Here is a 19,691-nt window from a genome sequence, read left to right on the forward strand (position 1 = left end):
CCCACAACCGTCCCAGCGCAACTATTTCCCGGAGTGCTCCTTACGAACAGCCTCGGCGAGATGGGAAGGCATCGGCTCGTGACGGATATAGGTGCGGGTAAAGGTGCCGGACCCCGAGGACAGAGCCCGCAACTCCACCGCGTACCGGATCAGCTCAGTAGCCGGGACCTCGGCCCGGACCAGGCTGTGCACCCCGTCCGGCTCCGATTCCGAGCCCAGCGGCCGTCCCCTACGACCAGAGAGATCGCTCATCACCGCGCCCACATACATCTCCGGCACCCGCACCGCGATCTCGTCGATCGGTTCGAGCAGGGTCACCTGGCCGACGCCGGCCGCCTCGCGCAGCGCCAGAGCCCCCGCGGTCTGGAACGCGGCGTCGGACGAGTCGACGCTGTGGGCCTTGCCGTCGAACAGTGTCACCCGCAGGTCGACCACCGGGTAGCCGGAGACCAGGCCGCGTTCCAGCTGGGTGCGCACGCCTTTCTCCACCGAGGGGATGTAGTTGTGCGGCACCGCGCCGCCGACCACCTTGTCGACGAACTCGAAGCCGGCGCCGCGTGGCAGCGGTTCCACCTCGATGTGGCAGACCGCGTACTGGCCGTGGCCGCCGGACTGCTTGACGTGCCGGCCCTGTCCTTTCGCGGTGGCGCCGAAGGTTTCCCGCAGTGGCACTTTGACCGGCTCGGTGTCGAGTTCGACGCCGCCGGAGCGGAGCCGGTCGAGGACGACGTCCGCGTGTGACTCGCCCATCGTCCAGAGGACCAGCTGGTGGGTCTCGACGTTGCGTTCCAGGCGCAGGGTGGGGTCGCCGGCGACCAGGCGGGCGAGGTTTTTGGCGAGAGCGTCCTCGTCGGAGCGGGTCTTGGCGACCACGGCGATCGGCAGCAGCGGTTCGGGCATGCTCCACGGCTCCATCAGCAGGGGGTTGTCCTTGCTGCTGAGCGTGTCGCCGGTTTCGGCGCTGCCGGACTTGGTGATGGCGCAGATGTCGCCGGCGATGCAGTAGGGAACCTCGCGCAGCTGGTTGCCGAGTGGGGAGTAGACGTGCGCCACCCGCTCGTCGGCGTCGTGGTCGGGGTGGCCGCGTTCGGCGAGACCGTGCCCGGAGACGTGCAGCACCTGCTCGGGCCGCAGTGTGCCGGAGAAGACCCGGACCAGCGACACCCGGCCGACGTGCCGGTCGATCGTGGTCTTGACCACCTCGGCGACGAGCGGGCCGTCCGGGTCGCAGATCAGCGGCGGGCGGGGTGAGCCGTCCACCGCGGTGACCACCGGCAGGTCGTGTTCGAGCGGCGAGGGTGCGCTGCTGACCAGGCCGTCGAGCAGGGCGTCGAGGCCGACGCCGGTGGCCGAGCAGACCGGGACGACGGGGTAGAAGTTGCCCTTGGCGACCGCTTTCTCCAGGTCGGTGAGCACGGTGTCGGTGGAGACCAGCTCGCCGCTGAGGTAGCGGTCCATGAGGGTCTCGTCCTCGCTTTCCGCGATGATTCCCTCGATCAGCGTGTTCCGGTCGTCGGCGATCGGGTTCAGGTGCTCGGGTTCGGCCTCGCCGACCTGCGGCGGGTAGCCCTCGGAGTAGTCCAGCACCCGCAGGGTGACCAGGCCGAGCAGGCCGGCGATGGACTGACCGTCGTCGCCGAGCATCGGCTGGTAGGTCGGCATGACGTTCTCGCCGAACGCGTCCTGGCAGGCCTCGAGGGTGCCGTCGTAGTCGGCGCGGGGGTGGTCGAGGCGGGTGATCGCGACCGCACGGGGCATGCCGACGGCGGCGCACTCCTCCCACAGCGCGGTGGTGGCCTCGTCGATGCCGTCGACCGCCGAGACGACGAAGAGCGCGGCGTCCGCGGCCCGCAGGCCGGCGCGCAGCTCCCCGACGAAGTCGGCGTAGCCGGGGGTGTCGAGCAGATTGATCTTCACGTCCTGGTGGACCAGCGGGGCGCAGGCCAGCGCGACCGAGCGCTGCTGGCGGACCGCCGCCGGATCGTGGTCGGACACCGTGGTGCCGTCGGTCACCGTGCCTGCCCGCGGAATCGTTCCGGTGGCGGCGAGCAGGGCTTCGACCAGGGTGGTCTTGCCCGAGCCGGAATGACCCACCAGCACCACGTTGCGTACTCTGCCGGGCTCGGTCACCACCGGCGCAGCCGCGCCGTTGAGCCCTTTCTCCGAGGTCTTCTGCGCCATGGCGGCCGCTCCTGTCCGTTTCATGACTGTTACGACGCTGTTCCTGAATCCCACACCCGCTGCTGTGGCGGTGGCAACCCTTTGTAGTCGGGCAATCGCGAAAGGGGTCTTTGGTCCTTTTGCGAGATGACGATACGGCCACGCACCGGCCGGATCCTGCGGTCCCTCCCCGGGCGCCGATAAGGTGGGACGGCCATGGCAAAGATCGTCAACGTTCCCGCGCGTGCTGTCGTGTCGCACGTCGTCAATCCCACCGCCCGATTCCTGCTGAGGATCGGCGTCACACCCAACGCCGTGACCGTCGCCGGCACGGTCGGCGTGCTCATCGGTGCCTGGCTGGGGTCCCAGGGGCACCTCCTCTGGGGGACCGTGGTCGTCACCGCGTGCGCGCTCACCGACGCCCTCGACGGCACGATGGCCCGCATGCGCGGCGGCACCAGCAAGTTCGGTGCCCTGCTCGACTCGTCGATGGACCGGATCGCCGACGGAGCCGTCTTCGGCGCCGTGGTGTGGTATTTGGCGGGTCAGGGCAATCCGTACGGCGGCATGATCGCCTGTCTGATCAGCCTGGTGGCCGGCCAGGTCGTCTCATATGTGAAGGCCCGCGCGCAGAGCCTCGGCCTGAACGCCGACGTCGGCATCGCCGAGCGCCTCGAACGCCTCCTCATCCTGGGTGTGGGCGGCCTGCTCGGCGCCGCCGGGCTGGAGTGGGGCCTGCCGGCCGCGCTGTGGGTGCTCGCCGCACTCTCCGTGATCACGGTCTTCCAGCGGCTGATCCACGCGGGCCGCACCGAGCCGGTTCCCCCCTCTGCGGCCGAGCCGGTGGCATGAAGGATCGGCTTACCGAGCTCGGGTTCGCCGCCGGCTGGCGGGTGGTCCGGATGTTGCCGCTACCGGCCGCGCGGGCACTGTTCAATGCCGCGGCCGACCGGGCGTACCGCAAGAACGGGCCCGGCACCCAACGGCTGCGCCGCAACCTCCAGCAGGTCAACCCCGACATTCCCGAAGATTTCGTACGGATGGGGCTGCGTTCCTACGCACGCTACTGGCTGGAGGCGTTCCGGCTGCCGTCGCAGACCCGTCAGCAGGCCCTGGACGGGTTCGGGATCTCCGAGGAGCACTACGACTGGCTGCGTAAGGACGTCGCCGACGGCCGGGGTGCGGTGCTCGCGCTGCCACACATGGGCAACTGGGACGCGGCCGCGGCCTGGGTGGTCGCCAACGGCTGGTCGATGGTGACGGTCGCCGAGCGGCTCAAACCCGAGGCCGTCTATCAGCAGTTCGTGGCGTACCGGGAAAAGCTCGGAATGGAGGTCGTTCCGCTCACCGGGGGCGGCCGCGCGCCGCTCGACGTGCTCGCCGAGCGGCTCGACCAGGGCTTTCTGGTGTGTCTGCTGGGCGACCGGGACCTCTCCCGCAACGGGGTCGAGGTGACGTTCTTCGGTGGCCGCACCCGGATGCCGGCCGGCCCGGCGATCCTGGCCATCCGAACGAAAGCCCCGTTGTACGGGGTCTCGCTGTCCTTCACCCCCACGCAGACCGTCGCGGTTCTCCGGCGGATCACCCCGCCGACCACCGGTGCCCTGGACGAACGGGTGAAAGCCACCACCCAGCTGCTGGCCGACGCATTCGCGGAGGGGATCGCGGAACACCCGCAGGACTGGCACATGCTGCAGAAACTGTGGCTGTAGGGAGACCACCATGCGGATCGGGATCGTCTCGCCCTACTCCTTCGACGTGCCCGGCGGCGTGCAGAACCACATCATGGACCTGTCCGAGGCGCTGATCGGGCTCGGTCACTCGGTGAGCGTGCTCGCTCCCGCCGACGAGGACGCCGACCTGCCGCCCTACGTGGTGCCGGCCGGGCGGGCGGTGCCGTTCCCCTACAACGGGTCGGTCGCCCGGATCGCCTTCGGGCCGGTGTCGACCGCGCGGGTGCGGCGCTGGCTCAGCCGGGGCAACTTCGACGTGCTGCACGTGCACGAGCCGCTCGCCCTGTCGCTCTCCATGCTGGCCGTGCTCTCCGCGCGCGGACCGGTGGTGGCCACGTTCCACACCGCGATGACCCGGTCGCGCGCGCTGTCGGCGGCGCAGGGCCTGCTCCAGCTGGTGATCGAGAAGATCACCGCCCGGATCGCGGTCAGTGAGCTGGCCCGGAAGGTGCAGGTCGAGCACCTCGGCGGGGGAGCGGTGGAGATCCCCAACGGGGTGGCGGTGGCGAAGTTCGCCTCGGCCGAGCCGCTCGACGGCTGGCCCGGCACCGGCGGGACGCTCGGCTTCCTCGGCCGCTTCACCGAACCGCGCAAGGGCTTCGATCTGTTGCGCGCGGCTTTCGTCCCGCTGGCCCGCTCCCGGCCGGAGCTGCGGCTCCTGGTGGCCGGCCCGGGCGATCGCGAGGATCTCTACACCGAGTTCCCGGCCGACGTGCACGACCGGGTGACGTTTCTCGGTCTGGTGTCGGAACGCGACAAAGCTCGCATGCTGCGCAGCGTGGACGTCTACGTGGCGCCCAACACCGGTGGCGAGAGCTTCGGCATGATCCTCACCGAGGCGATGGCGGCCGGCACCGCGATCGCCGCCAGCGACCTCGACGCGTTCCGCCGGGTCCTCGACGGCGGCCGGGCCGGGGCGTTGTTCCCCACCGGCGACGCCGACGCGCTCGGCGTCCTGCTGGGCGAACTCCTCGACGACCCGGCCCGGCGCTCCGTCCTGACCGAGTCGGCCCGGACCGCCGTCGCGGCCTTCGACTGGCCCAGCGTCGCCCTCCGGGTCCTCGAGGTCTACGCCACCGCGATCGAGGCCACCGACGGGCGGGTCATCGACGAAGAGTGGTCAGAGCCACGCTCGGCCACCTGACTCGGGGAAACGAAAGGGCACTACGATGCCCCGCATGTGGTGGGTCGTGGGGGTGGTCGCGTTCGTCGTACTGCTCTCCGCCTACCTGGGCTGGACGGCCCACCGGGTCGAGCGGGTGCACGTGCGGGCGCAGTCGGCCGAGCGGGCCCTCGACGCCCATCTGGTGCGCCGGGCCGCGGCCGCCGCGGTCGTCGCCGAGCAGCACGAGAACGTCGAGCTCTACGCGGCCGCCCGGCTCGCGCTGGACGCCGACCCGGACGAACGGGAACAGGCCGAGAACGACCTCACCCGCCAGCTGCGCGCGGCCGCGCCGCGCGGCGCCGACCTGGCGGAACGCCAGCTCATCGCGACGAGCCGGCGGGCGGTGCTGGCCCGGCAGGTGCACACCGATCACGTACGCGACGCGCTGACCGCCCGGCATCGGCCGCTGGTGCGGGCGCTCGGCATGGCCCGGCGCTATTCCCGCCCGCAGTACTTCGACATCGAGGACCCGGGCCTGCCCTCGATGGTGGCCGAGGTGCCGTCGCCGGCCACCCCGACCGCGCCACTCGAGTCGGTTTGAGGGTTACCAGCCGCGCTCGGCGAGCCGGTGCGGCTGCGGGATCTCGTCGACGTTGATGCCGACCATCGCCTCGCCCAGGCCGCGCGACACCTTGGCCAGCACGTCCGGGTCGTCGTGGAAGGTGGTCGCCTTGACGATCGCGGCGGCCCGCTGCGCCGGGTTGCCCGACTTGAAGATGCCGGAACCGACGAACACGCCCTCGGCGCCCAGCTGCATCATCATGGCCGCGTCGGCCGGGGTGGCGATGCCGCCCGCGGTGAACAGCACGACCGGCAGCTTGCCCGCCTCGGCGACCTCCTTGACCAGGTCGTACGGTGCCTGAAGCTCCTTCGCCGCGACGAACAGCTCGTCCTCCGGCAGGGTCTGCAGCCGGCGGATCTCCTGCCGGATCTTGCGCATGTGCGTGGTCGCGTTCGACACGTCGCCGGTGCCCGCCTCACCCTTCGAGCGGATCATCGCGGCGCCCTCGGTGATGCGGCGCAGCGCCTCACCCAGGTTGGTGGCCCCGCACACGAACGGCACGGTGAACTGCCACTTGTCGATGTGGTTGGCGTAGTCGGCCGGGGTCAGCACCTCAGACTCGTCGACGTAGTCGACACCGAGCGACTGGAGAATCTGGGCCTCGACGAAGTGCCCGATCCGGGCCTTGGCCATCACCGGGATCGACACCGCCTCGATGATGCCGTCGATCATGTCCGGGTCCGACATGCGCGACACGCCACCCTGGGCGCGAATGTCGGCGGGCACCCGCTCCAGCGCCATGACCGCGACGGCCCCGGCGTCTTCGGCGATCTTCGCCTGGTCCGGCGTGACCACATCCATGATCACGCCACCCTTGAGCATCTCCGCCATCCCGCGCTTGACGCGCGCGGTCCCGACGGCGGGCTGGTTATCGGAAGACATGGTGTATCGGCTCCTCAGACGGGTTTTTTCGGTACCTCGGATCGTACGCACGGGTACCCCCGCCTCCGATGGCCAATCGACCCCACGGTGGCCTGCTTCCCTCAGAAACCCGCCAGTTCCTCCGGCGTGAAGGCCTTCGGCTCGACGAGGGTCAGCCAGTTCCCGGTGTTGTCCCGGATGATCAGGTACCTGACTGGGATTTGTGTTTTTGGGGTAAGCGCGACCGCTCACGCAGAATGAAGGGCAGGGCCGGCGCAGCTGGGCCCCGCCCGGCCTCGGCGGGAGCAGCGGTCCGTCACCCACCACCCAGGTGCGACATCAGGCTGTTGAATTTGATCTTGATGTTCGCCTGCCTAAGCTGGAATCGTGAATATCGGAGTGCTGGCCCTGCAGGGCGACGTTCGGGAACACCTTTCCGCGCTGGCCGAGAGTGATGTCCTGGCGCGGCCGATCCGGCGGCCCGAGGAGTTGGCCGATGTCGAGGCGCTGGTCATTCCGGGCGGGGAGTCGACCGCCATCAGTAATCTCGCGGTGTCGTTCGGGCTGCTCGACCCGATCCGGAAGCGGATCGCCGACGGGATGCCGGTCTACGGGTCGTGCGCGGGCATGATCATGCTGGCCACGACCGTTCTGGACGGGCGGCCGGACCAGGAGTCCTTCCAGGGCATCGAGATGACCGTGCGGCGCAACGCTTTCGGGCGGCAGGTCAACTCATTCGAGGCAGCGGTAGCCATCGACGACATTTCGGGCGGTGATTTTCACGCCGTCTTCATCCGGGCGCCATGGGTCGAAGAAGTTGGCGACGACGTGCGGGTGTTGGGCCGCGTCAAGGATGGGCCGGCCGCCGGTAGGATTGTCGCCGTTCGGCAGGGGAACCTGCTCGCCACGGCTTTCCACCCGGAGCTTGCCGGCGACCTACGCGTCCACCGGTACTTCGTCGAGATGGTCCGCCAGGCCGCCTGACACCACGGAGGTTTTGCATGTCCGGCCACTCCAAGTGGGCGACGACCAAGCACAAGAAGGCCGTCATCGACGCCAAGCGCGGCAAGATGTTCGCGAAGCTCATCAAGAACATCGAGGTGGCAGCCCGCACGGGTGGTGGCGATCCGTCCGGTAACCCGACGCTCTACGACGCCATCCAGAAGGCGAAGAAGAGCTCCGTCCCGAACGACAACATCAACAACGCGGTCAAGCGCGGCTCCGGCCTGGAGGCCGGCGGCGCCGACTGGCAGACGATCATGTATGAGGGGTACGGCCCGAACGGCGTGGCCATCCTGATCGAGTGCCTCACCGACAACCGTAACCGCGCCGCCACCGAGGTCCGCACCGCCCTGACCCGCAACGGCGGCACGTTCGCCGACGCCGGCAGCGTGTCCTACCTGTTCAACCGCAAGGGCGTGGTGCTGGTCCCGAAGGAGGGGAACAGCGAGGACGACGTGATGCTGGCGGTCCTCGACGCCGGCGCCGAGGAGATCAACGACCTCGGCGACTCGTTCGAGGTGGTCAGCGAGCCGACCGATCTGGTGCCGGTGCGCACGGCGCTGCAGGACGCCGGCATCGACTACGACTCGGCCGAGTCGTCCCTGGTCCCGACGATGACGGTGCCGGTCGACGAGGAAGCGGCCCGCAAGGTCTTCAAGCTGATCGACGCCCTCGAGGACTGCGACGACGTGCAGAACATCTTCGCGAACTTCGACGTCTCCGACGAGGTAATGGCCGCCATCGACGCGTGACAAGCCGAACATGCGACCAGGTGTCCCATGACATCTGGTCGCATGACCAGTAGGGTGGCGTACGACAACTGGGTCTTGAGCTACTAGGCGTTGCGCTAGTACGGTGAGGGGGTTCTGGCCGTCATGACTGGTCTCAATCTGCCGCCGATCGAGGACCTCGACGTCGATGATCTCGCCTCCCTGCCCAAGGAATACCGCTACGAGCTGCACGACGGAAGCCTCGTCGTCATGACGCCGTCCACCTATTGGCACAAGGTGATGGCCCGGCGGCTCATGTTCCTGCTGGCCGGGGCCGGCCACGAGGTGCTCCAGGACACGGGCATCCGCGGCGAGCGGCCGCGCGACAGCCGTCTCCCCGATCTCGGGGTCATCGACAGCCTTCCGCCCGACGTCGCCGACTACTCCAACCTGCCCGGATCGGCCTTCCAGGTGGTTATCGAGATCGTCTCGGAGAGCACGCCGAACGGCGAATACGCCGAGAAGGCGCGGTGGTACGCGGAGCGAGGCATCCCGGAGTACTGGATCGCCGACCGCACTCCGGAGCGCTCCCACGACGACGCCATCGTGCACCTGCACCGTTTGACGCTCACCGGCGGCGAGCCGGCATACGCGCGAGACCGCACCGTCCGCCTGTCGGAGCTGGAGGCGGAGTACCGCGAAAAGGGCGCCTGAGATCTAGCTCCGCGACTAGTACGATGACGGGACCGGCCTGGTGGCCGGTCCCGTCTGTGTTGGGTGACGGGTTCCTGGCAGCTATTGACGGGTGACATCTGGTCTCATGACCAGTATGGTGAGGAGGCGGGCTGACGATGATCGATCGACAGGAGCCGGAAATGACAGACCTTGCAACCAAACCCGAAACAGATGTCGAGATCGATGCCGAGCTGCTCGAAGAGGCTCAGCGTCAGATCTCGGCTCCTTCGCCGAACGCCGCGATCAACGAGGCGCTCCTCCGGCTTGTCACGACGGAGCGCGCGAGGCGTGGTGCCGCCATGGAGGCCCTTCGCAAGCTGGCAAGGGACGGACATTTCAACTTCGACGCCGCGGACGGTGACAAATGAAGTACTTGATTGACGCGAGCGTCCTGGTGAGGTTTGTCAGGGGGCAGACGGACCCGGCCTGGGACGAACTGGTTCGTCGTGGTCTGGTCTCCGTCTGTGAGCCGGCCCTTGCGGAGACCCTCAAGGCCGCTGACTCCAAGAAGTACAGCGAGTTGGAGGAGCTGATCGCGGGCAAATGTCTGCCGGTGACGGTTCCGGACAACGTGTGGGAGATCGTGGCCTCGATCCGGCGCGAGCTTGCGCTGCACAGCGCCCACCAGGGGCCATCCGTGGCGGATCTGGTGATTGCGGCCACCGCCATTCGACTTAAGTTGACCGTGCTGCACGAGGACGGCGACTTCGAGACGATGGCTCGCTTCGTGCCGGAATTGCGTAAGCATCTGGCCAGCGCCGGACTGAATTGATCCAGCGCTGACGGGAGTCAATGTGAAGGCCGACTCGGGAGAGGCGCCCGGGCCGGCTTCTCAGTAACCGGCCGACAACCACGACATGTACTGGATCATGCCGCCCACCAGCAAGACGCCGCTCACTGCCAGGCGGCCTACGCGGTGCCACTCGGATTTGCGGCTTGCCTTCACCCAGGCTATGCCGGCGTCGGCGATCGAGGCTGCGCCGCTTCTCGCCGTACCGGGAAGGACTGTTGCCTTGCGCAGCGCCAAGCTTGATCGGTGCGCGCCGGCCGGAGCGAAGCTGAGGGTTTGCGTGCGCAGCACGCGGATGTCTACCTCGTAGATCTGCTCGTCGCGCCACTGCCTGGTGCGCTGAGCCAGGCGTTTCTCCAGGTACGTCGTCGCGGTGTCCTTGCCGGTCAGGCGGCCCCACCAGTAGAGCCGGCGCCAGTGGCCGGCCACGTCGGTCAGCACGTCCAGGTATAGGTGGGCGGCCTCGAAGTCGCCGCCTACCAGGCGGTCGGTCTCGGTGCGCAGCGACGTCAGGTGGCCGGTGACGAAAGCGACGTACTCCGGTGGCGGGTCGTCGTCCATCGGTGGAACGAGGTACATGGCTACCTCCCACGCTCATCGTCGGAGCGTGTCGGTGCCGGGCGCAAGAGCGGGGCGTATTAGGGTGTCGAACACACGTACGTGAGGCAGGGGAGGTCCGTGGTGCGCGTGCTCGGCGTCGACCCGGGGCTCACCCGGTGCGGAGTGGGTGTCGTCGAGGGTGTGCCGGGCCGGCAGTGCAAGCTGATCGGCTACTACGTGGTCTACACCGATCCGGACGACGACATCGCGCTGCGCCTGCTGCGGCTGGACACCGAGCTTGCCGCCCTGGTCGCCGAGCACAAGCCGGAGAGCGTGGCCGTCGAGCGGGTGTTCTCCCAGCACAACGTGCGTACGGTGATGGGCACCGCGCAGGCCAGCGGGGTCGCGGTGCTGGCCGGCGCGCGGGCCGGGCTGCCGGTCCAGACCTATACGCCGAGCGAGGTCAAGGCGGCCGTGACCGGCTCCGGCACGGCCGGCAAGGCGCAGGTGACCGCCATGGTCACCCGCCTGCTGGGGCTCGACGCGCCGCCGCGGCCGGCCGACGCCGCGGACGCGCTCGCCCTCGCCATCTGCCACATCTGGCGCGGCGGCACCCGGGCCCGCATCGAGGCGGCGAAGGCGAAAGCGATGAAGAGCATGCGAGGAGCACGACGATGATCGCGAGTGTGCGTGGCGTGGTGGCCGCGATCCTGCCGGACAGCGCGGTCGTCGAGGTCGGCGGCGTGGGCATGCAGGTGATGTGCGCGCCGGGCACGCTCGCCGGCCTGAAGGCCGGCGTCGAGTGCCGGCTGGCGACCAGCCTGATCGTCCGGGAGGACTCGCTCACGCTGTACGGGTTCGCCGACGACGATGAGAAGAGCCTCTTCGAGCTGCTCCAGACGGCGAGCGGGGTCGGCCCGCGGCTGGCCCAGGCGGCGCTGGCCGTGCACGCACCGGACGTGATCCGCCGCGCCATCGCCGGCGCCGACCTGGCCACCCTGACCCGGGTGCCGGGCATCGGCAAGAAGGGCGCCGAGAAGATGGTGGTGGAGCTGCGCGACCGGATCGGCCCGATGCCGCTCGGCGACGGCACTCCGGCCGGCATGCTGCGCGGCGACTGGCAGGAGCAGGTCCGCCAGGGTGTGCTCGCCCTGGGTTGGACGGTGGCGCAGGCCGACCAGGCGGTGGCCGCGGTGGCCGAGTCGATCACCGGTGACGTTCCGCCGGTTCCGGTGCTGCTGCGGCAGGCGATCCGGCTGCTGGGCAAGACCCGATGAGCGAACTGGTCTCGCCGGACGCCGATGATGACGATCTCGATGCCGAGGCGAGTGTCCGGCCGCGCCGGCTGGCCGATTTCATCGCTCAGCACCGGGTCCGTGACCAGCTGGACCTTCTGCTGAAGGGTGCGATGGGCCGGGGCACGCCGCCCGACCACATTCTGCTGTCGGGGCCGCCCGGCCTGGGGAAGACGACCCTGGCCAACATCGTGGCGGCCGAGCTGGGCACCAGCATCCGCACCACGAGCGGTCCGGTGATCGAGCGGTCCGGCGACCTGGCCGCGATCCTGACCAGCCTCGGGCCGGGCGACGTGCTGTTCATCGACGAGATCCACCGGATCGCGAAACCGGCCGAGGAGTTGCTCTACTCGGCGATGGAGGACTTCCGGGTCGACGTCATCGTGGGCAAAGGGCCGGGCGCCACCGCCATCCCGATCGACGTCGAGCCGTTCACCCTGGTGGGGGCCACGACACGCGCGGGACTGCTGTCCGGCCCGATGCGAGACCGGTTCGGGTTCGTCGCGCACCTCGACTTCTACTCACCGGCCGATCTGGACGCTCTGCTGCACCGGTCGGCGCGGATCCTGGGGGTGCCGATCACCGCGGAGGGGGCGACGGAGATCGCCGGCCGCTCGCGCGGCACGCCGCGCATCGCGAACCGCCTGCTGCGCCGGGTGCGCGATTACGCCGAGGTGCGGGCCGACGGGGTGGTCACCGAGGAAACTGCCCGCGCGGCCCTCAAGGTGTACGACGTGGACGCGCTCGGTCTCGATCGGCTGGACCGCGCCGTGCTGCGGGCGCTGATCGAGTCGTTCCGGGGCGGTCCGGTGGGTTTGTCCACCCTCGCGGTCGCGGTCGGTGAGCAGTCCGATACGGTCGAGGAAGTGTGTGAGCCGTTCCTGGTGCGGGCCGGCCTCCTGGCGCGCACCCCGCGCGGCCGAGTGGCGACCGAGTCGGGATGGCTTCATCTGGGCAAAACGCCGCCGTCGGGGGTTGTTCAGGGTGATCTGTTCGCCCGAGACGCGTGAAATCCCCTCGTAATGTGAACGTGATGTGTGCCGCATTCGGACTTCCCAGGTTGACCGATTAGACTCGCCGCGGTTCAACCGGGATGTGTATATCGCCCCGACGCGCCCATGTCGCGCATCGGTGGCCTACGGAAGGCTTTCTAGTGGTTCAGGCAGCAGCCGAGGGTGGCGCAGGCGGAAGCGGCTTCACGACGATCCTGTTCCTCCTTCTGCTCTTCGGCGTCGTCTATTTCCTGATGATCCGCCCCCAGCAGAAGCGCCGGCGCGAGGCGCAGCAGATGCAGAACACCCTCGGCCCGGGCGACGAGATCGTCACGATCGGCGGTCTGCACGGGACAGTGGTGACCATCGATAGCGATGTGGCTACCCTGGAGGTCGCTCCCGGTGTCGTGGTGACGTTTGCCCGTCCGGCCATCGCTCGCGTGCTTCCTAAGGCCGAGCCCGTCGTTGAGACGGAAGAGGTAATCGAGGACGAGCCGGTCATCGAGGAGCCTCCGGTGGTCGTCGAGGACACGACCGCCGACAAGAGCAAGAAAGACTGAACAAAGCTTTCGGACCGGCCCGCGGCGCACCCGGCCGTCGGGCCGGTTCGTCCGGCCGGACAACGGCCACTGCAATTTGATCGGCGCCGCCGGGGAGCGGCCGACACGTACAGGGAGACCGAACGCCGTGGCACGACCACCTCAGGGACAGATGCATCCCGGACGCCAACTCGGCGTGCTCGGCCTGGTCTTCGTCGTCCTGTATCTGCTCGTTTTCTTCGCCGGGGGCGCCTCCGGCAGCTTCACCGACCGCCTGCACCCGAAACTGGGCCTGGACCTGGTCGGTGGCACCCAAGCCACCTACATCGCTTCCGTGCAGGGCGGGCAGGACCCGTCCAAGGAAAGCATGGAGCAGGCTCGGACGATCATCGAGAACCGCGTCAACGCGCTCGGTGTCTCCGAGGCCGAGGTCGTCATCCAGGGCACCCGCAACATCGTGGTCTCGCTGGCCGGCAAGTCCGACGACCAGCTGAAGGACCTCGCGACCGCCGCGCAGATGCGGTTCCGCCTGCTCGTCGGCGTGACCGGTGACGTCGCCGAGTCGGCGATGAACCCGTCGACCGCGACGCCGTCCGCCTCGGCCGCGCCGTCCACCAGCTCCTCGGCCAAGCCGTCGACCAGCGCGAGCGCCCCCGTGGCGAACGCGTCGCCGTCGTCCGGTGGCCAGGGCGGTGGCGAGGTCGTGAAGGCGCCGAGCCCGAGCACCCCGCCCAGCACGTCGGCGAGCCCGACGGCCACCGCCACCCCGGCGCCCGGCAGCACCGCCGCGGTGCCCGGCCAGGAGCAGGTCACGGCGGCCGAGGTGCAGAAGAAGGTCGGCGCGACCGCGTGGGCCGCCGCCCAGAAACTGACCGCGCCGGTCGACCTCTCCACCGACGCCAAGGCCGGCCTGGCCTACTCGCCGTTCGGCAAGCTCACCGGCCCCGAGGTCAACGCGCTCACCCCGGACATGCAGTTCAACATCCCGACGATCAGCTGCAAGCAGCTCGACGACCGGCCGAACGGCGCGATCGACAACGTCGACACCAAGGTCGCGGCCTGCTACAACGGCGCCAAGATCATGCTGGACAAGGCGCCGGTGGTCGGCGACGACATCTCCAAGGCCTCCGCGCAGCTCGACTCGCAGAACGGCCAGTGGGTCGTTTCCCTCGACTTCAAGAGCGAGGGCCAGACCAAGTGGGCCAACCTGACCCGGCAGGCGTTCCAGGCCACCTCGGCCGACCCCTGCTACGTCGCCGCCCAGACGCTCTACTCGAGCATCGAGCACTGCGCGGTCGCGGTGGTCCTCGACAAGAACGTCATCTCGGCTCCGCAGATCCAGGGTGTGCTGACCAGCACCTCGCAGATCACCGGCTCGTTCACCGCGGTCAGCGCCAAGCAGCTGGCCGACCAGCTCAACTTCGGCGCGATCCCGGTCACCTTCACCTCCGGCCCGGCCCAGACCGTGTCCGCGACGCTGGGCATCCAGCAGCTGAAGGCCGGCCTGCTGGCCGCCGCGATCGGCATGGCCCTGGTGGCGGTGTACGCGTTCTTCTACTACCGGCTGCTCGGCTCGGTCATCTTCCTGAGTCTGATCCTGTCCGGTCTGCTGACCTTCGGCGCGCTGGTCTTCCTCGGCCGCACGGTCGGCTTCACCCTGACCCTGGCCGGTATAGCGGGCTTCATCGTGTCATTGGGTGTCGCCGCGGACTCGTTCGTCATCTACTTCGAACGCCTCAAGGATGAGATCCATGAGGGCCGAAGTCCGCGCTCCGCGGTGCCACGAGCATGGGCCCGGGCCCGCCGCACGATCATCTCGGCGAACACGATCACGATCATGGCCGCGGTGGTGCTCTACATCGTCTCGATCGGCGCGGTCCAGGGCTTCGCCTTCGCGCTGGGTCTGTCCACCGTGCTCGACCTGCTCGTGGTGTTCCTCTTCCGGCACCCGATCATGACGATGTTCGCGAACACGAAGGCGTTCCTGTCGCCGCGGGTGAGCGGTCTCGGCCGCGTCCTGCGGCGCGCCCAGACCGATGTCAAGGAGGCCTGAGATGGCCCGTAACGGTCTCGCCGACCGCCTGTACCAGGGCGAGGCGAACATCAACATCATCGGCCGCCGCAAGACCTGGTTCATCGTCGCGGCCGTGCTGGTGCTGATCTCGATCGGCAGCTTCGCGTTCAAGGGCTTCGAGCTCGGCATCGAGTTCGCCGGTGGCACGTCGTTCAGCGTCCCGGCCCAGACCGCGAGCGGTCAGGAGCTCACCCAGGACCAGGTCTCGGAGGGTGTCGACCGCGCGATCAAGACGGTCGACCCGGCCGCCGAGATCGGTGCCGTGCAGCAGGTCCGCAGCACCGGCGGCGGCGACGCGTACTTCACGGTCCGGGCCCCCGACCTGACCGCGGCGCAGGCCGAGACGGCCAAGGCGGCCCTGGTCGCTGACCTCGGCGTCAAGGCCGAGGACGTCAGCGACGACCGCGTGTCGGCGGCCTGGGGCGGACAGGTGACCAAGCAGGCCATCATCGGTCTGGTCGTCTTCCTGATCCTGGTGATGGCCTACCTGGTCGTCCGGTTCGAATGGCGGATGGCGGTGGCCGCGCTCTCCTCGCTGCTGCTCGACCTGCTCCTCACGGCCGGCGTCTACTCGCTGGTCGGCTTCGAGGTCACCCCGTCGACGGTGATCGGCTTCCTGACGATCCTCGGTTACTCGCTGTACGACGTGGTCGTGGTGTTCGACAAGGTTCAGGAGAACACCCGCGGCATCACGGCGAGCAGCATCCGGACGTACTCGGAGGCGACCAACCTCGCGGTCAACCAGACCCTGATGCGGTCGATCAACACCGGTCTGGTGGCGCTGCTGCCGGTCGGCGGCCTGCTCTTCATCGGTGCCGGCCTGCTCGGCGCGGGAACGCTGAAGGACCTCGGCCTGGTGCTCTTCGTCGGCATGGGCTTCGGCGTCATCTCCTCGATCATGTTCGCGGCCCCGGTGCTCAGCGCGCTGAAGGACCAGGAGCCGAAGATCAAGGCGCACACCGCCCGGGTGCTGGCCCGGCGGGCCGCGGTCCGCTCCGGCGACGTGGCGCCGCGCGCCGAGCGGCAGCGCCAGCCGAACGCGACCGACTCGGACGAGGCTCCCGCCCTGGCCGCGTCGTCGCCGCGCCCGGGTGCCCGGCCGACCGCGAAGCGCAACACCAACCGGTCCGGCCGTCCCGGCGGTGCCGGTCCGCGGCCGAGCGGCGGCACCAAGCGCCGCTGACCCCGTTCGACTCGAAGGCCCGTCGTCCCGCTGGGACGGCGGGCCTTTAAGCTTTCGCCCGTGACTGACTCTCCCGAGCTCGCGGCCGTCATCCTCAGCAGCACGATCGACGTCCCCGACTTCCCGAAGCCGGGCATCGTCTTCAAGGACCTGATGCCGCTGTTCGCCGACGGTGCCGCGTTCAAGCGGGTGGTGGACGGCATCGTCGAGCACTACGGCGCGGACTCCTTCGACGTGGTCGCCGGCGTGGAGGCGCGCGGGTTCGTGGTGGCCGCCGCGATCGCGTACGCCACCGGCACCGGGGTGGTGCCGATCCGCAAGGCCGGGAAGCTGCCCCGGAAGGCCCTCTCGGCCACGTACGAGCTGGAGTACGGCGAGGCCACCCTCGAGGTGCACGAGGACGCGTTCATCGCCGGACAGCGCGTCCTGGTGGTCGACGACGTGCTCGCCACCGGGGGCACGGCCGGCGCCGCACTGGAACTCGTCGAGCGGGCCGGCGGCACGGTCGTCGGCTTCACCGTGCTGATGGAGCTGGCGTTCCTGAAGGGGCGGGAGCGGCTCAGCCCCCGGACCGTGCACGCGCTGCTGACCGTTTGATACGCGTTCGTCCGGCTGATAGCCGCTCTTTCGGAGGTTCGGCCGGGGCAACCGGGAAGTCCGTGCGGGTAGGATGGCGTTCCTAACCAGGTGACCAACAGCAGGGGCGCTGGGATGAGCGATCTTCGCCGGCCTACGGCGACCGGCGAGGGTTCTGTCGATGGTGTGAGGAGTCCGGTGTCCAGCGACGTCGCCCCTCCGGCGGAGGGCACGGTGCAGCCGACCGACAACGCACAGGGCGGTGCGGAGGCGATAACGCCCGACGTGACGTCTCCCCGCCCGGCCGTTCCCGCGCCGGACCCCGAGGCCACCCAGCCGATGCCGCCCGGCGACGAGCCGGCCACCGGATTCGGCCTGTCCGGCGCGCCGACCGGCCGCCGGGTCCGGGCCCGACTGGCCCGCTTCAACGCCCCGTGGCAGAGCACCCAGGTCAGCGAGGTTCTCGAGCCGCTGATCGCCACTCACCGGGCCAGCCACCCCAAGGCCGACGGCCGCCAGCTGCAGCGCGCCTTCGACGTGGCCGCGCGCTGGCACTCGGGGCAGTACCGCAAGTCCGGTGACCCCTACATCACCCACCCGCTCGCCGTGGCGACGATCCTGGCCAACCTAGGCATGGACACGACCACCCTGGTGGCGGCGCTGCTGCACGACACGATCGAGGACACCGACTACTCGCTCGAGACGATGAAGGCCGACTTCGGCGCCGAGGTGGCGCTGCTGGTCGACGGCGTCACCAAGCTCGACCGGGTCAAGCTGGGCGACGCGGCCAAGGCCGAGACCATCCGCAAGATGGTCGTGGCGATGGCGAAAGACCCGCGGGTCCTGGTCATCAAGCTGGCCGACCGGCTGCACAACATGCGCACCCTGACCTTCCTGCCCCGCCCCAAGCAGGAGCAGAAGGCCAAGGAGACGCTGGAGATCCTGGCCCCGCTGGCCCACCGCCTCGGTATGAACACGATCAAGTGGGAGCTCGAGGACCTCGCCTTCGGCACGCTGTTCCCGAAGCGGTTCGAGGAGATCAACCGCCTGATCGGGGAGCACCAGCCGCAGCGGGAGGCGCTGCTGCGCCAGGTGACCAACCGGGTCGGTCTCGACCTCAAATCGGCGAAGATCAAGGCCGAGGTGACCGGCCGCCCCAAGCACCTCTACTCGATCTACCAGAAGATGATCGTCCGGGGCCGCGACTTCAACGACATCTACGACCTGGTCGGCGTGCGCATCCTGGTCGACACGGTCCGCGACTGCTACGCCGCGCTGGGCGTCATCCACGCGAACTGGCAGCCGGTGCCGGGCCGGTTCAAGGACTACATCGCGATGCCGAAGTTCAACATGTACCAGTCGTTGCACACGACGGTCATCGGCCCGACCGGCAAGCCGGTCGAGATGCAGATCAGAACCTTTGCCATGCACCGTACGGCGGAGTTCGGCATCGCCGCCCACTGGAAGTACAAGGAGCAGAAGGGCGCGACGATCGTCGGCCCGCCGGCCCACATCGACGAGATGACCTGGCTGCGGCAGCTGCTCGACTGGCAGCGCGAGGCGAGCGACCCGTCCGAGTTCCTCGACGCGTTGCGCTTCGACCTGTCCAGCCAGGAGGTTTACGTCTTCACGCCGAAGGGCGACGTGATCCCGCTGCCGACGGGTTCGACCCCGGTCGACTTCGCCTACGCGGTGCACACCCAGGTCGGCCACAAGTGCATCGGCGCGCGGGTCAACGGCAAGCTGGTGCCGCTCGAGTCGACGCTGTCCAACGGCGACGTCATCGAGATCTTCACGTCGAAATCGGCCACCGCCGGCCCGACGCAGGACTGGCTGGGCTTCGTCAAGAGCCCGCGCGCCCGCACCAAGATCCGGCAGTTCTTCAACAAGGAACGCCGCGAAGAAGCGATCGAGATCGGCAAAGAGGCGATCGTCAAGGCGATGCGCAAGCAGGGCCTGCCCCTGCAGCGCATGCTGACCAGCGAAAACCTCACGACGATCGCCCGCGACCTGCACCTGGCCGACGTGGCGTCGCTCTACGCGGCGGTGGGCGAGAGCACCGTCTCGGCCCAGTCCGTCGTGCAGAAACTCGTCGCCGGCTTCGGCGGCGAGGAGGGCGCGGTCGAGGACATCGCCGAGACCGCCGTCGCGACCCGGCCGCCGCGCAACCGCAGCACCGCCCAGGACCCGGGCGTCGTGGTCAAGGGCGTCAGCGACGTGTGGGTCAAGCTGGCCCGCTGCTGCACCCCGGTGCCGGGCGACGCGGTGTTCGGCTTCGTCACCCGCTCCGGCGGCGTGAGCGTGCACCGGGAAGACTGCGCCAACGCGGAGGACCTGCGCGACCAGTCCGAACGCGTGGTCGAGGTGAGCTGGAAGCCGACGAGCGCGTCGACGTTCCTGGTGGCGATCCAGGTGGAGGCGCTCGACCGGCACAAGCTGCTGGCCGACGTGACCCGGGTCCTGTCCGAGGAGCGAGTCAACATCCTGTCGGCGACGGTGACCACCACCCGAGACCGGGTGGCGGTAAGCCGTTTCACGTTCGAGATGGCGGATCCGAAGCATCTGGGGCATCTGGTTGCCGCGGTCCGCAAGGTCGACGGGGTGTTCGACGCTTATCGGGTTACTTCGGGCGCCTAAGACCGCGGGGCTCCGCCCCTGCACCCCGGCAGGGCTCCGCCCCACACCCCGGCCGGGCGCTCGGAGATCGGCCTGCCGGTTGGCTTCCGGTTGGGCGCGGGGCGGGGCTCAGAGCGGGGTTGGTTGATCTCCTCGCG

General features: G+C 69.2%; 20 protein-coding genes. 17 read left to right on the forward strand and 3 right to left on the reverse strand.

The annotated features are described in order from the left end of the window. Positions 1–21 precede the first annotated feature (21 nt). Positions 22–2,181 (reverse strand): elongation factor G-like protein EF-G2, encoded by a 2,160-nt coding sequence (locus Ato02nite_RS50130; protein WP_213013839.1) that lies wholly within the window; start codon positions 2,179–2,181, stop codon positions 22–24. Between the two features lie 195 nt (positions 2,182–2,376). On the opposite strand from Ato02nite_RS50130, the gene pgsA reads away from it, so the two are divergent. The 4 genes from pgsA to Ato02nite_RS50150 are packed head-to-tail and all read left to right on the forward strand — an operon-like array spanning position 2,377 to position 5,599. Then, the gene (gene pgsA, locus Ato02nite_RS50135) at positions 2,377–3,012 is read left to right on the forward strand and encodes a phosphatidylinositol phosphate synthase (RefSeq protein ID WP_213013823.1); all 636 of its coding nucleotides are present in this window, start codon (positions 2,377–2,379) and stop codon (positions 3,010–3,012) included. Continuing rightward, the gene (locus Ato02nite_RS50140) at positions 3,009–3,872 is read left to right on the forward strand and encodes a phosphatidylinositol mannoside acyltransferase (RefSeq protein WP_213013824.1); all 864 of its coding nucleotides are present in this window, start codon (positions 3,009–3,011) and stop codon (positions 3,870–3,872) included. Before pgsA ends, Ato02nite_RS50140 begins: the two co-directional genes overlap by 4 nt. Positions 3,873–3,882: 10 nt before the next feature. After that, positions 3,883–5,037 carry a glycosyltransferase family 4 protein gene (locus tag Ato02nite_RS50145; RefSeq protein WP_213013825.1) on the forward strand — a complete coding sequence of 385 codons (1,155 nt, stop codon included), beginning with the start codon at positions 3,883–3,885 and terminating at the stop codon, positions 5,035–5,037. A gap of 25 nt (positions 5,038–5,062) precedes the next feature. After that, entirely contained in the window at positions 5,063–5,599 is a 537-nt protein-coding gene (locus Ato02nite_RS50150) for a hypothetical protein (RefSeq protein WP_213013826.1), read from the forward strand. Positions 5,600–5,602: 3 nt separating this feature from the next. Here Ato02nite_RS50150 and pdxS read toward each other — a convergent pair whose 3' ends face one another. Beyond that, positions 5,603–6,502: a pyridoxal 5'-phosphate synthase lyase subunit PdxS gene (gene pdxS / locus Ato02nite_RS50155; RefSeq protein WP_213013827.1), complete on the reverse strand. Its 900-nt coding sequence runs from the start codon at positions 6,500–6,502 to the stop codon at positions 5,603–5,605. Positions 6,503–6,868: 366 nt separating this feature from the next. On the opposite strand from pdxS, the gene pdxT reads away from it, so the two are divergent. The 5 genes from pdxT to Ato02nite_RS50180 all read left to right on the forward strand — a co-directional run bounded on the left by pdxT (position 6,869) and on the right by Ato02nite_RS50180 (position 9,700). Further along, the gene (gene pdxT / locus Ato02nite_RS50160; RefSeq protein ID WP_213013828.1) at positions 6,869–7,465 is read left to right on the forward strand and encodes a pyridoxal 5'-phosphate synthase glutaminase subunit PdxT; all 597 of its coding nucleotides are present in this window, start codon (positions 6,869–6,871) and stop codon (positions 7,463–7,465) included. Positions 7,466–7,482: 17 nt separating this feature from the next. Next, on the forward strand, positions 7,483–8,235 hold the full coding sequence (locus tag Ato02nite_RS50165; RefSeq protein WP_213013829.1) for a YebC/PmpR family DNA-binding transcriptional regulator: 753 nt from the start codon (positions 7,483–7,485) through the stop codon (positions 8,233–8,235). Between the two features lie 123 nt (positions 8,236–8,358). Next, positions 8,359–8,907 (forward strand): Uma2 family endonuclease, encoded by a 549-nt coding sequence (locus Ato02nite_RS50170; RefSeq protein ID WP_213013830.1) that lies wholly within the window; start codon positions 8,359–8,361, stop codon positions 8,905–8,907. Positions 8,908–9,044: 137 nt separating this feature from the next. Next, on the forward strand, positions 9,045–9,296 hold the full coding sequence (locus Ato02nite_RS50175; protein WP_213013831.1) for a type II toxin-antitoxin system VapB family antitoxin: 252 nt from the start codon (positions 9,045–9,047) through the stop codon (positions 9,294–9,296). Continuing rightward, positions 9,293–9,700 (forward strand): PIN domain-containing protein, encoded by a 408-nt coding sequence (locus Ato02nite_RS50180; RefSeq protein WP_213013832.1) that lies wholly within the window; start codon positions 9,293–9,295, stop codon positions 9,698–9,700. Before Ato02nite_RS50175 ends, Ato02nite_RS50180 begins: the two co-directional genes overlap by 4 nt. Before the next feature lie 60 nt (positions 9,701–9,760). Here the strand turns inward: Ato02nite_RS50180 and Ato02nite_RS50185 are convergent, their stop codons facing one another. Continuing rightward, the gene (locus Ato02nite_RS50185; RefSeq protein WP_213013833.1) at positions 9,761–10,297 is read right to left on the reverse strand and encodes a hypothetical protein; all 537 of its coding nucleotides are present in this window, start codon (positions 10,295–10,297) and stop codon (positions 9,761–9,763) included. 102 nt (positions 10,298–10,399) lie between these two features. Between Ato02nite_RS50185 and ruvC the strand changes: the two genes are divergently transcribed. From ruvC to Ato02nite_RS50225, 8 genes are all read left to right on the forward strand, one after another. Continuing rightward, positions 10,400–10,936, forward strand: a complete 537-nt coding sequence (gene ruvC, locus Ato02nite_RS50190) for a crossover junction endodeoxyribonuclease RuvC (protein WP_213013840.1) — start codon at positions 10,400–10,402, stop codon at positions 10,934–10,936. Beyond that, positions 10,933–11,535, forward strand: a complete 603-nt coding sequence (gene ruvA / locus Ato02nite_RS50195) for a Holliday junction branch migration protein RuvA (protein ID WP_203797685.1) — start codon at positions 10,933–10,935, stop codon at positions 11,533–11,535. The genes ruvC and ruvA overlap by 4 nt, the downstream gene beginning before the upstream one ends. Further along, the gene (gene ruvB / locus Ato02nite_RS50200) at positions 11,532–12,563 is read left to right on the forward strand and encodes a Holliday junction branch migration DNA helicase RuvB (RefSeq protein WP_213013834.1); all 1,032 of its coding nucleotides are present in this window, start codon (positions 11,532–11,534) and stop codon (positions 12,561–12,563) included. Before ruvA ends, ruvB begins: the two co-directional genes overlap by 4 nt. Before the next feature lie 143 nt (positions 12,564–12,706). After that, on the forward strand, positions 12,707–13,105 hold the full coding sequence (gene yajC, locus Ato02nite_RS50205; RefSeq protein ID WP_246608245.1) for a preprotein translocase subunit YajC: 399 nt from the start codon (positions 12,707–12,709) through the stop codon (positions 13,103–13,105). A gap of 151 nt (positions 13,106–13,256) precedes the next feature. Then, the gene (gene secD, locus Ato02nite_RS50210) at positions 13,257–15,137 is read left to right on the forward strand and encodes a protein translocase subunit SecD (RefSeq protein WP_213013836.1); all 1,881 of its coding nucleotides are present in this window, start codon (positions 13,257–13,259) and stop codon (positions 15,135–15,137) included. A gap of 1 nt (position 15,138) precedes the next feature. Further along, the gene (gene secF, locus Ato02nite_RS50215; RefSeq protein ID WP_213013837.1) at positions 15,139–16,341 is read left to right on the forward strand and encodes a protein translocase subunit SecF; all 1,203 of its coding nucleotides are present in this window, start codon (positions 15,139–15,141) and stop codon (positions 16,339–16,341) included. Positions 16,342–16,401: 60 nt separating this feature from the next. Beyond that, complete coding sequence (locus Ato02nite_RS50220) at positions 16,402–16,938, forward strand: adenine phosphoribosyltransferase (protein WP_246608246.1); 537 nt, start codon at positions 16,402–16,404, stop codon at positions 16,936–16,938. A gap of 177 nt (positions 16,939–17,115) precedes the next feature. Next, on the forward strand, positions 17,116–19,554 hold the full coding sequence (locus Ato02nite_RS50225; RefSeq protein WP_213013838.1) for a RelA/SpoT family protein: 2,439 nt from the start codon (positions 17,116–17,118) through the stop codon (positions 19,552–19,554). Positions 19,555–19,691 lie beyond the last annotated feature (137 nt).

It is taken from the genome of Paractinoplanes toevensis (assembly GCF_018332695.1).
GTDB lineage: Bacteria > Actinomycetota > Actinomycetes > Mycobacteriales > Micromonosporaceae > Actinoplanes > Actinoplanes toevensis.

Bases quoted from the DNA above. Each gene is read 5' to 3' on its own strand.
- secF (WP_213013837.1), top strand. From the start codon at position 15,139: ATGGCCCGTAACGGTCTCGCCGACCGCCTGTACCAGGGCGAGGCGAAC.
- Ato02nite_RS50140 (WP_213013824.1), top strand. From the start codon at position 3,009: ATGAAGGATCGGCTTACCGAGCTCGGGTTCGCCGCCGGCTGGCGGGTG.
- Ato02nite_RS50150 (WP_213013826.1), top strand. From the start codon at position 5,063: ATGCCCCGCATGTGGTGGGTCGTGGGGGTGGTCGCGTTCGTCGTACTG.
- Ato02nite_RS50185 (WP_213013833.1), bottom strand. From the start codon at position 10,297: ATGTACCTCGTTCCACCGATGGACGACGACCCGCCACCGGAGTACGTC.
- Ato02nite_RS50170 (WP_213013830.1), top strand. From the start codon at position 8,359: ATGACTGGTCTCAATCTGCCGCCGATCGAGGACCTCGACGTCGATGAT.
- ruvA (WP_203797685.1), top strand. From the start codon at position 10,933: ATGATCGCGAGTGTGCGTGGCGTGGTGGCCGCGATCCTGCCGGACAGC.
- Ato02nite_RS50165 (WP_213013829.1), top strand. From the start codon at position 7,483: ATGTCCGGCCACTCCAAGTGGGCGACGACCAAGCACAAGAAGGCCGTC.
- secD (WP_213013836.1), top strand. From the start codon at position 13,257: ATGCATCCCGGACGCCAACTCGGCGTGCTCGGCCTGGTCTTCGTCGTC.
- Ato02nite_RS50145 (WP_213013825.1), top strand. From the start codon at position 3,883: ATGCGGATCGGGATCGTCTCGCCCTACTCCTTCGACGTGCCCGGCGGC.
- ruvB (WP_213013834.1), top strand. From the start codon at position 11,532: ATGAGCGAACTGGTCTCGCCGGACGCCGATGATGACGATCTCGATGCC.
- Ato02nite_RS50130 (WP_213013839.1), bottom strand. From the start codon at position 2,181: ATGGCGCAGAAGACCTCGGAGAAAGGGCTCAACGGCGCGGCTGCGCCG.
- Ato02nite_RS50180 (WP_213013832.1), top strand. From the start codon at position 9,293: ATGAAGTACTTGATTGACGCGAGCGTCCTGGTGAGGTTTGTCAGGGGG.
- Ato02nite_RS50175 (WP_213013831.1), top strand. From the start codon at position 9,045: ATGATCGATCGACAGGAGCCGGAAATGACAGACCTTGCAACCAAACCC.
- pdxS (WP_213013827.1), bottom strand. From the start codon at position 6,502: ATGTCTTCCGATAACCAGCCCGCCGTCGGGACCGCGCGCGTCAAGCGC.
- pgsA (WP_213013823.1), top strand. From the start codon at position 2,377: ATGGCAAAGATCGTCAACGTTCCCGCGCGTGCTGTCGTGTCGCACGTC.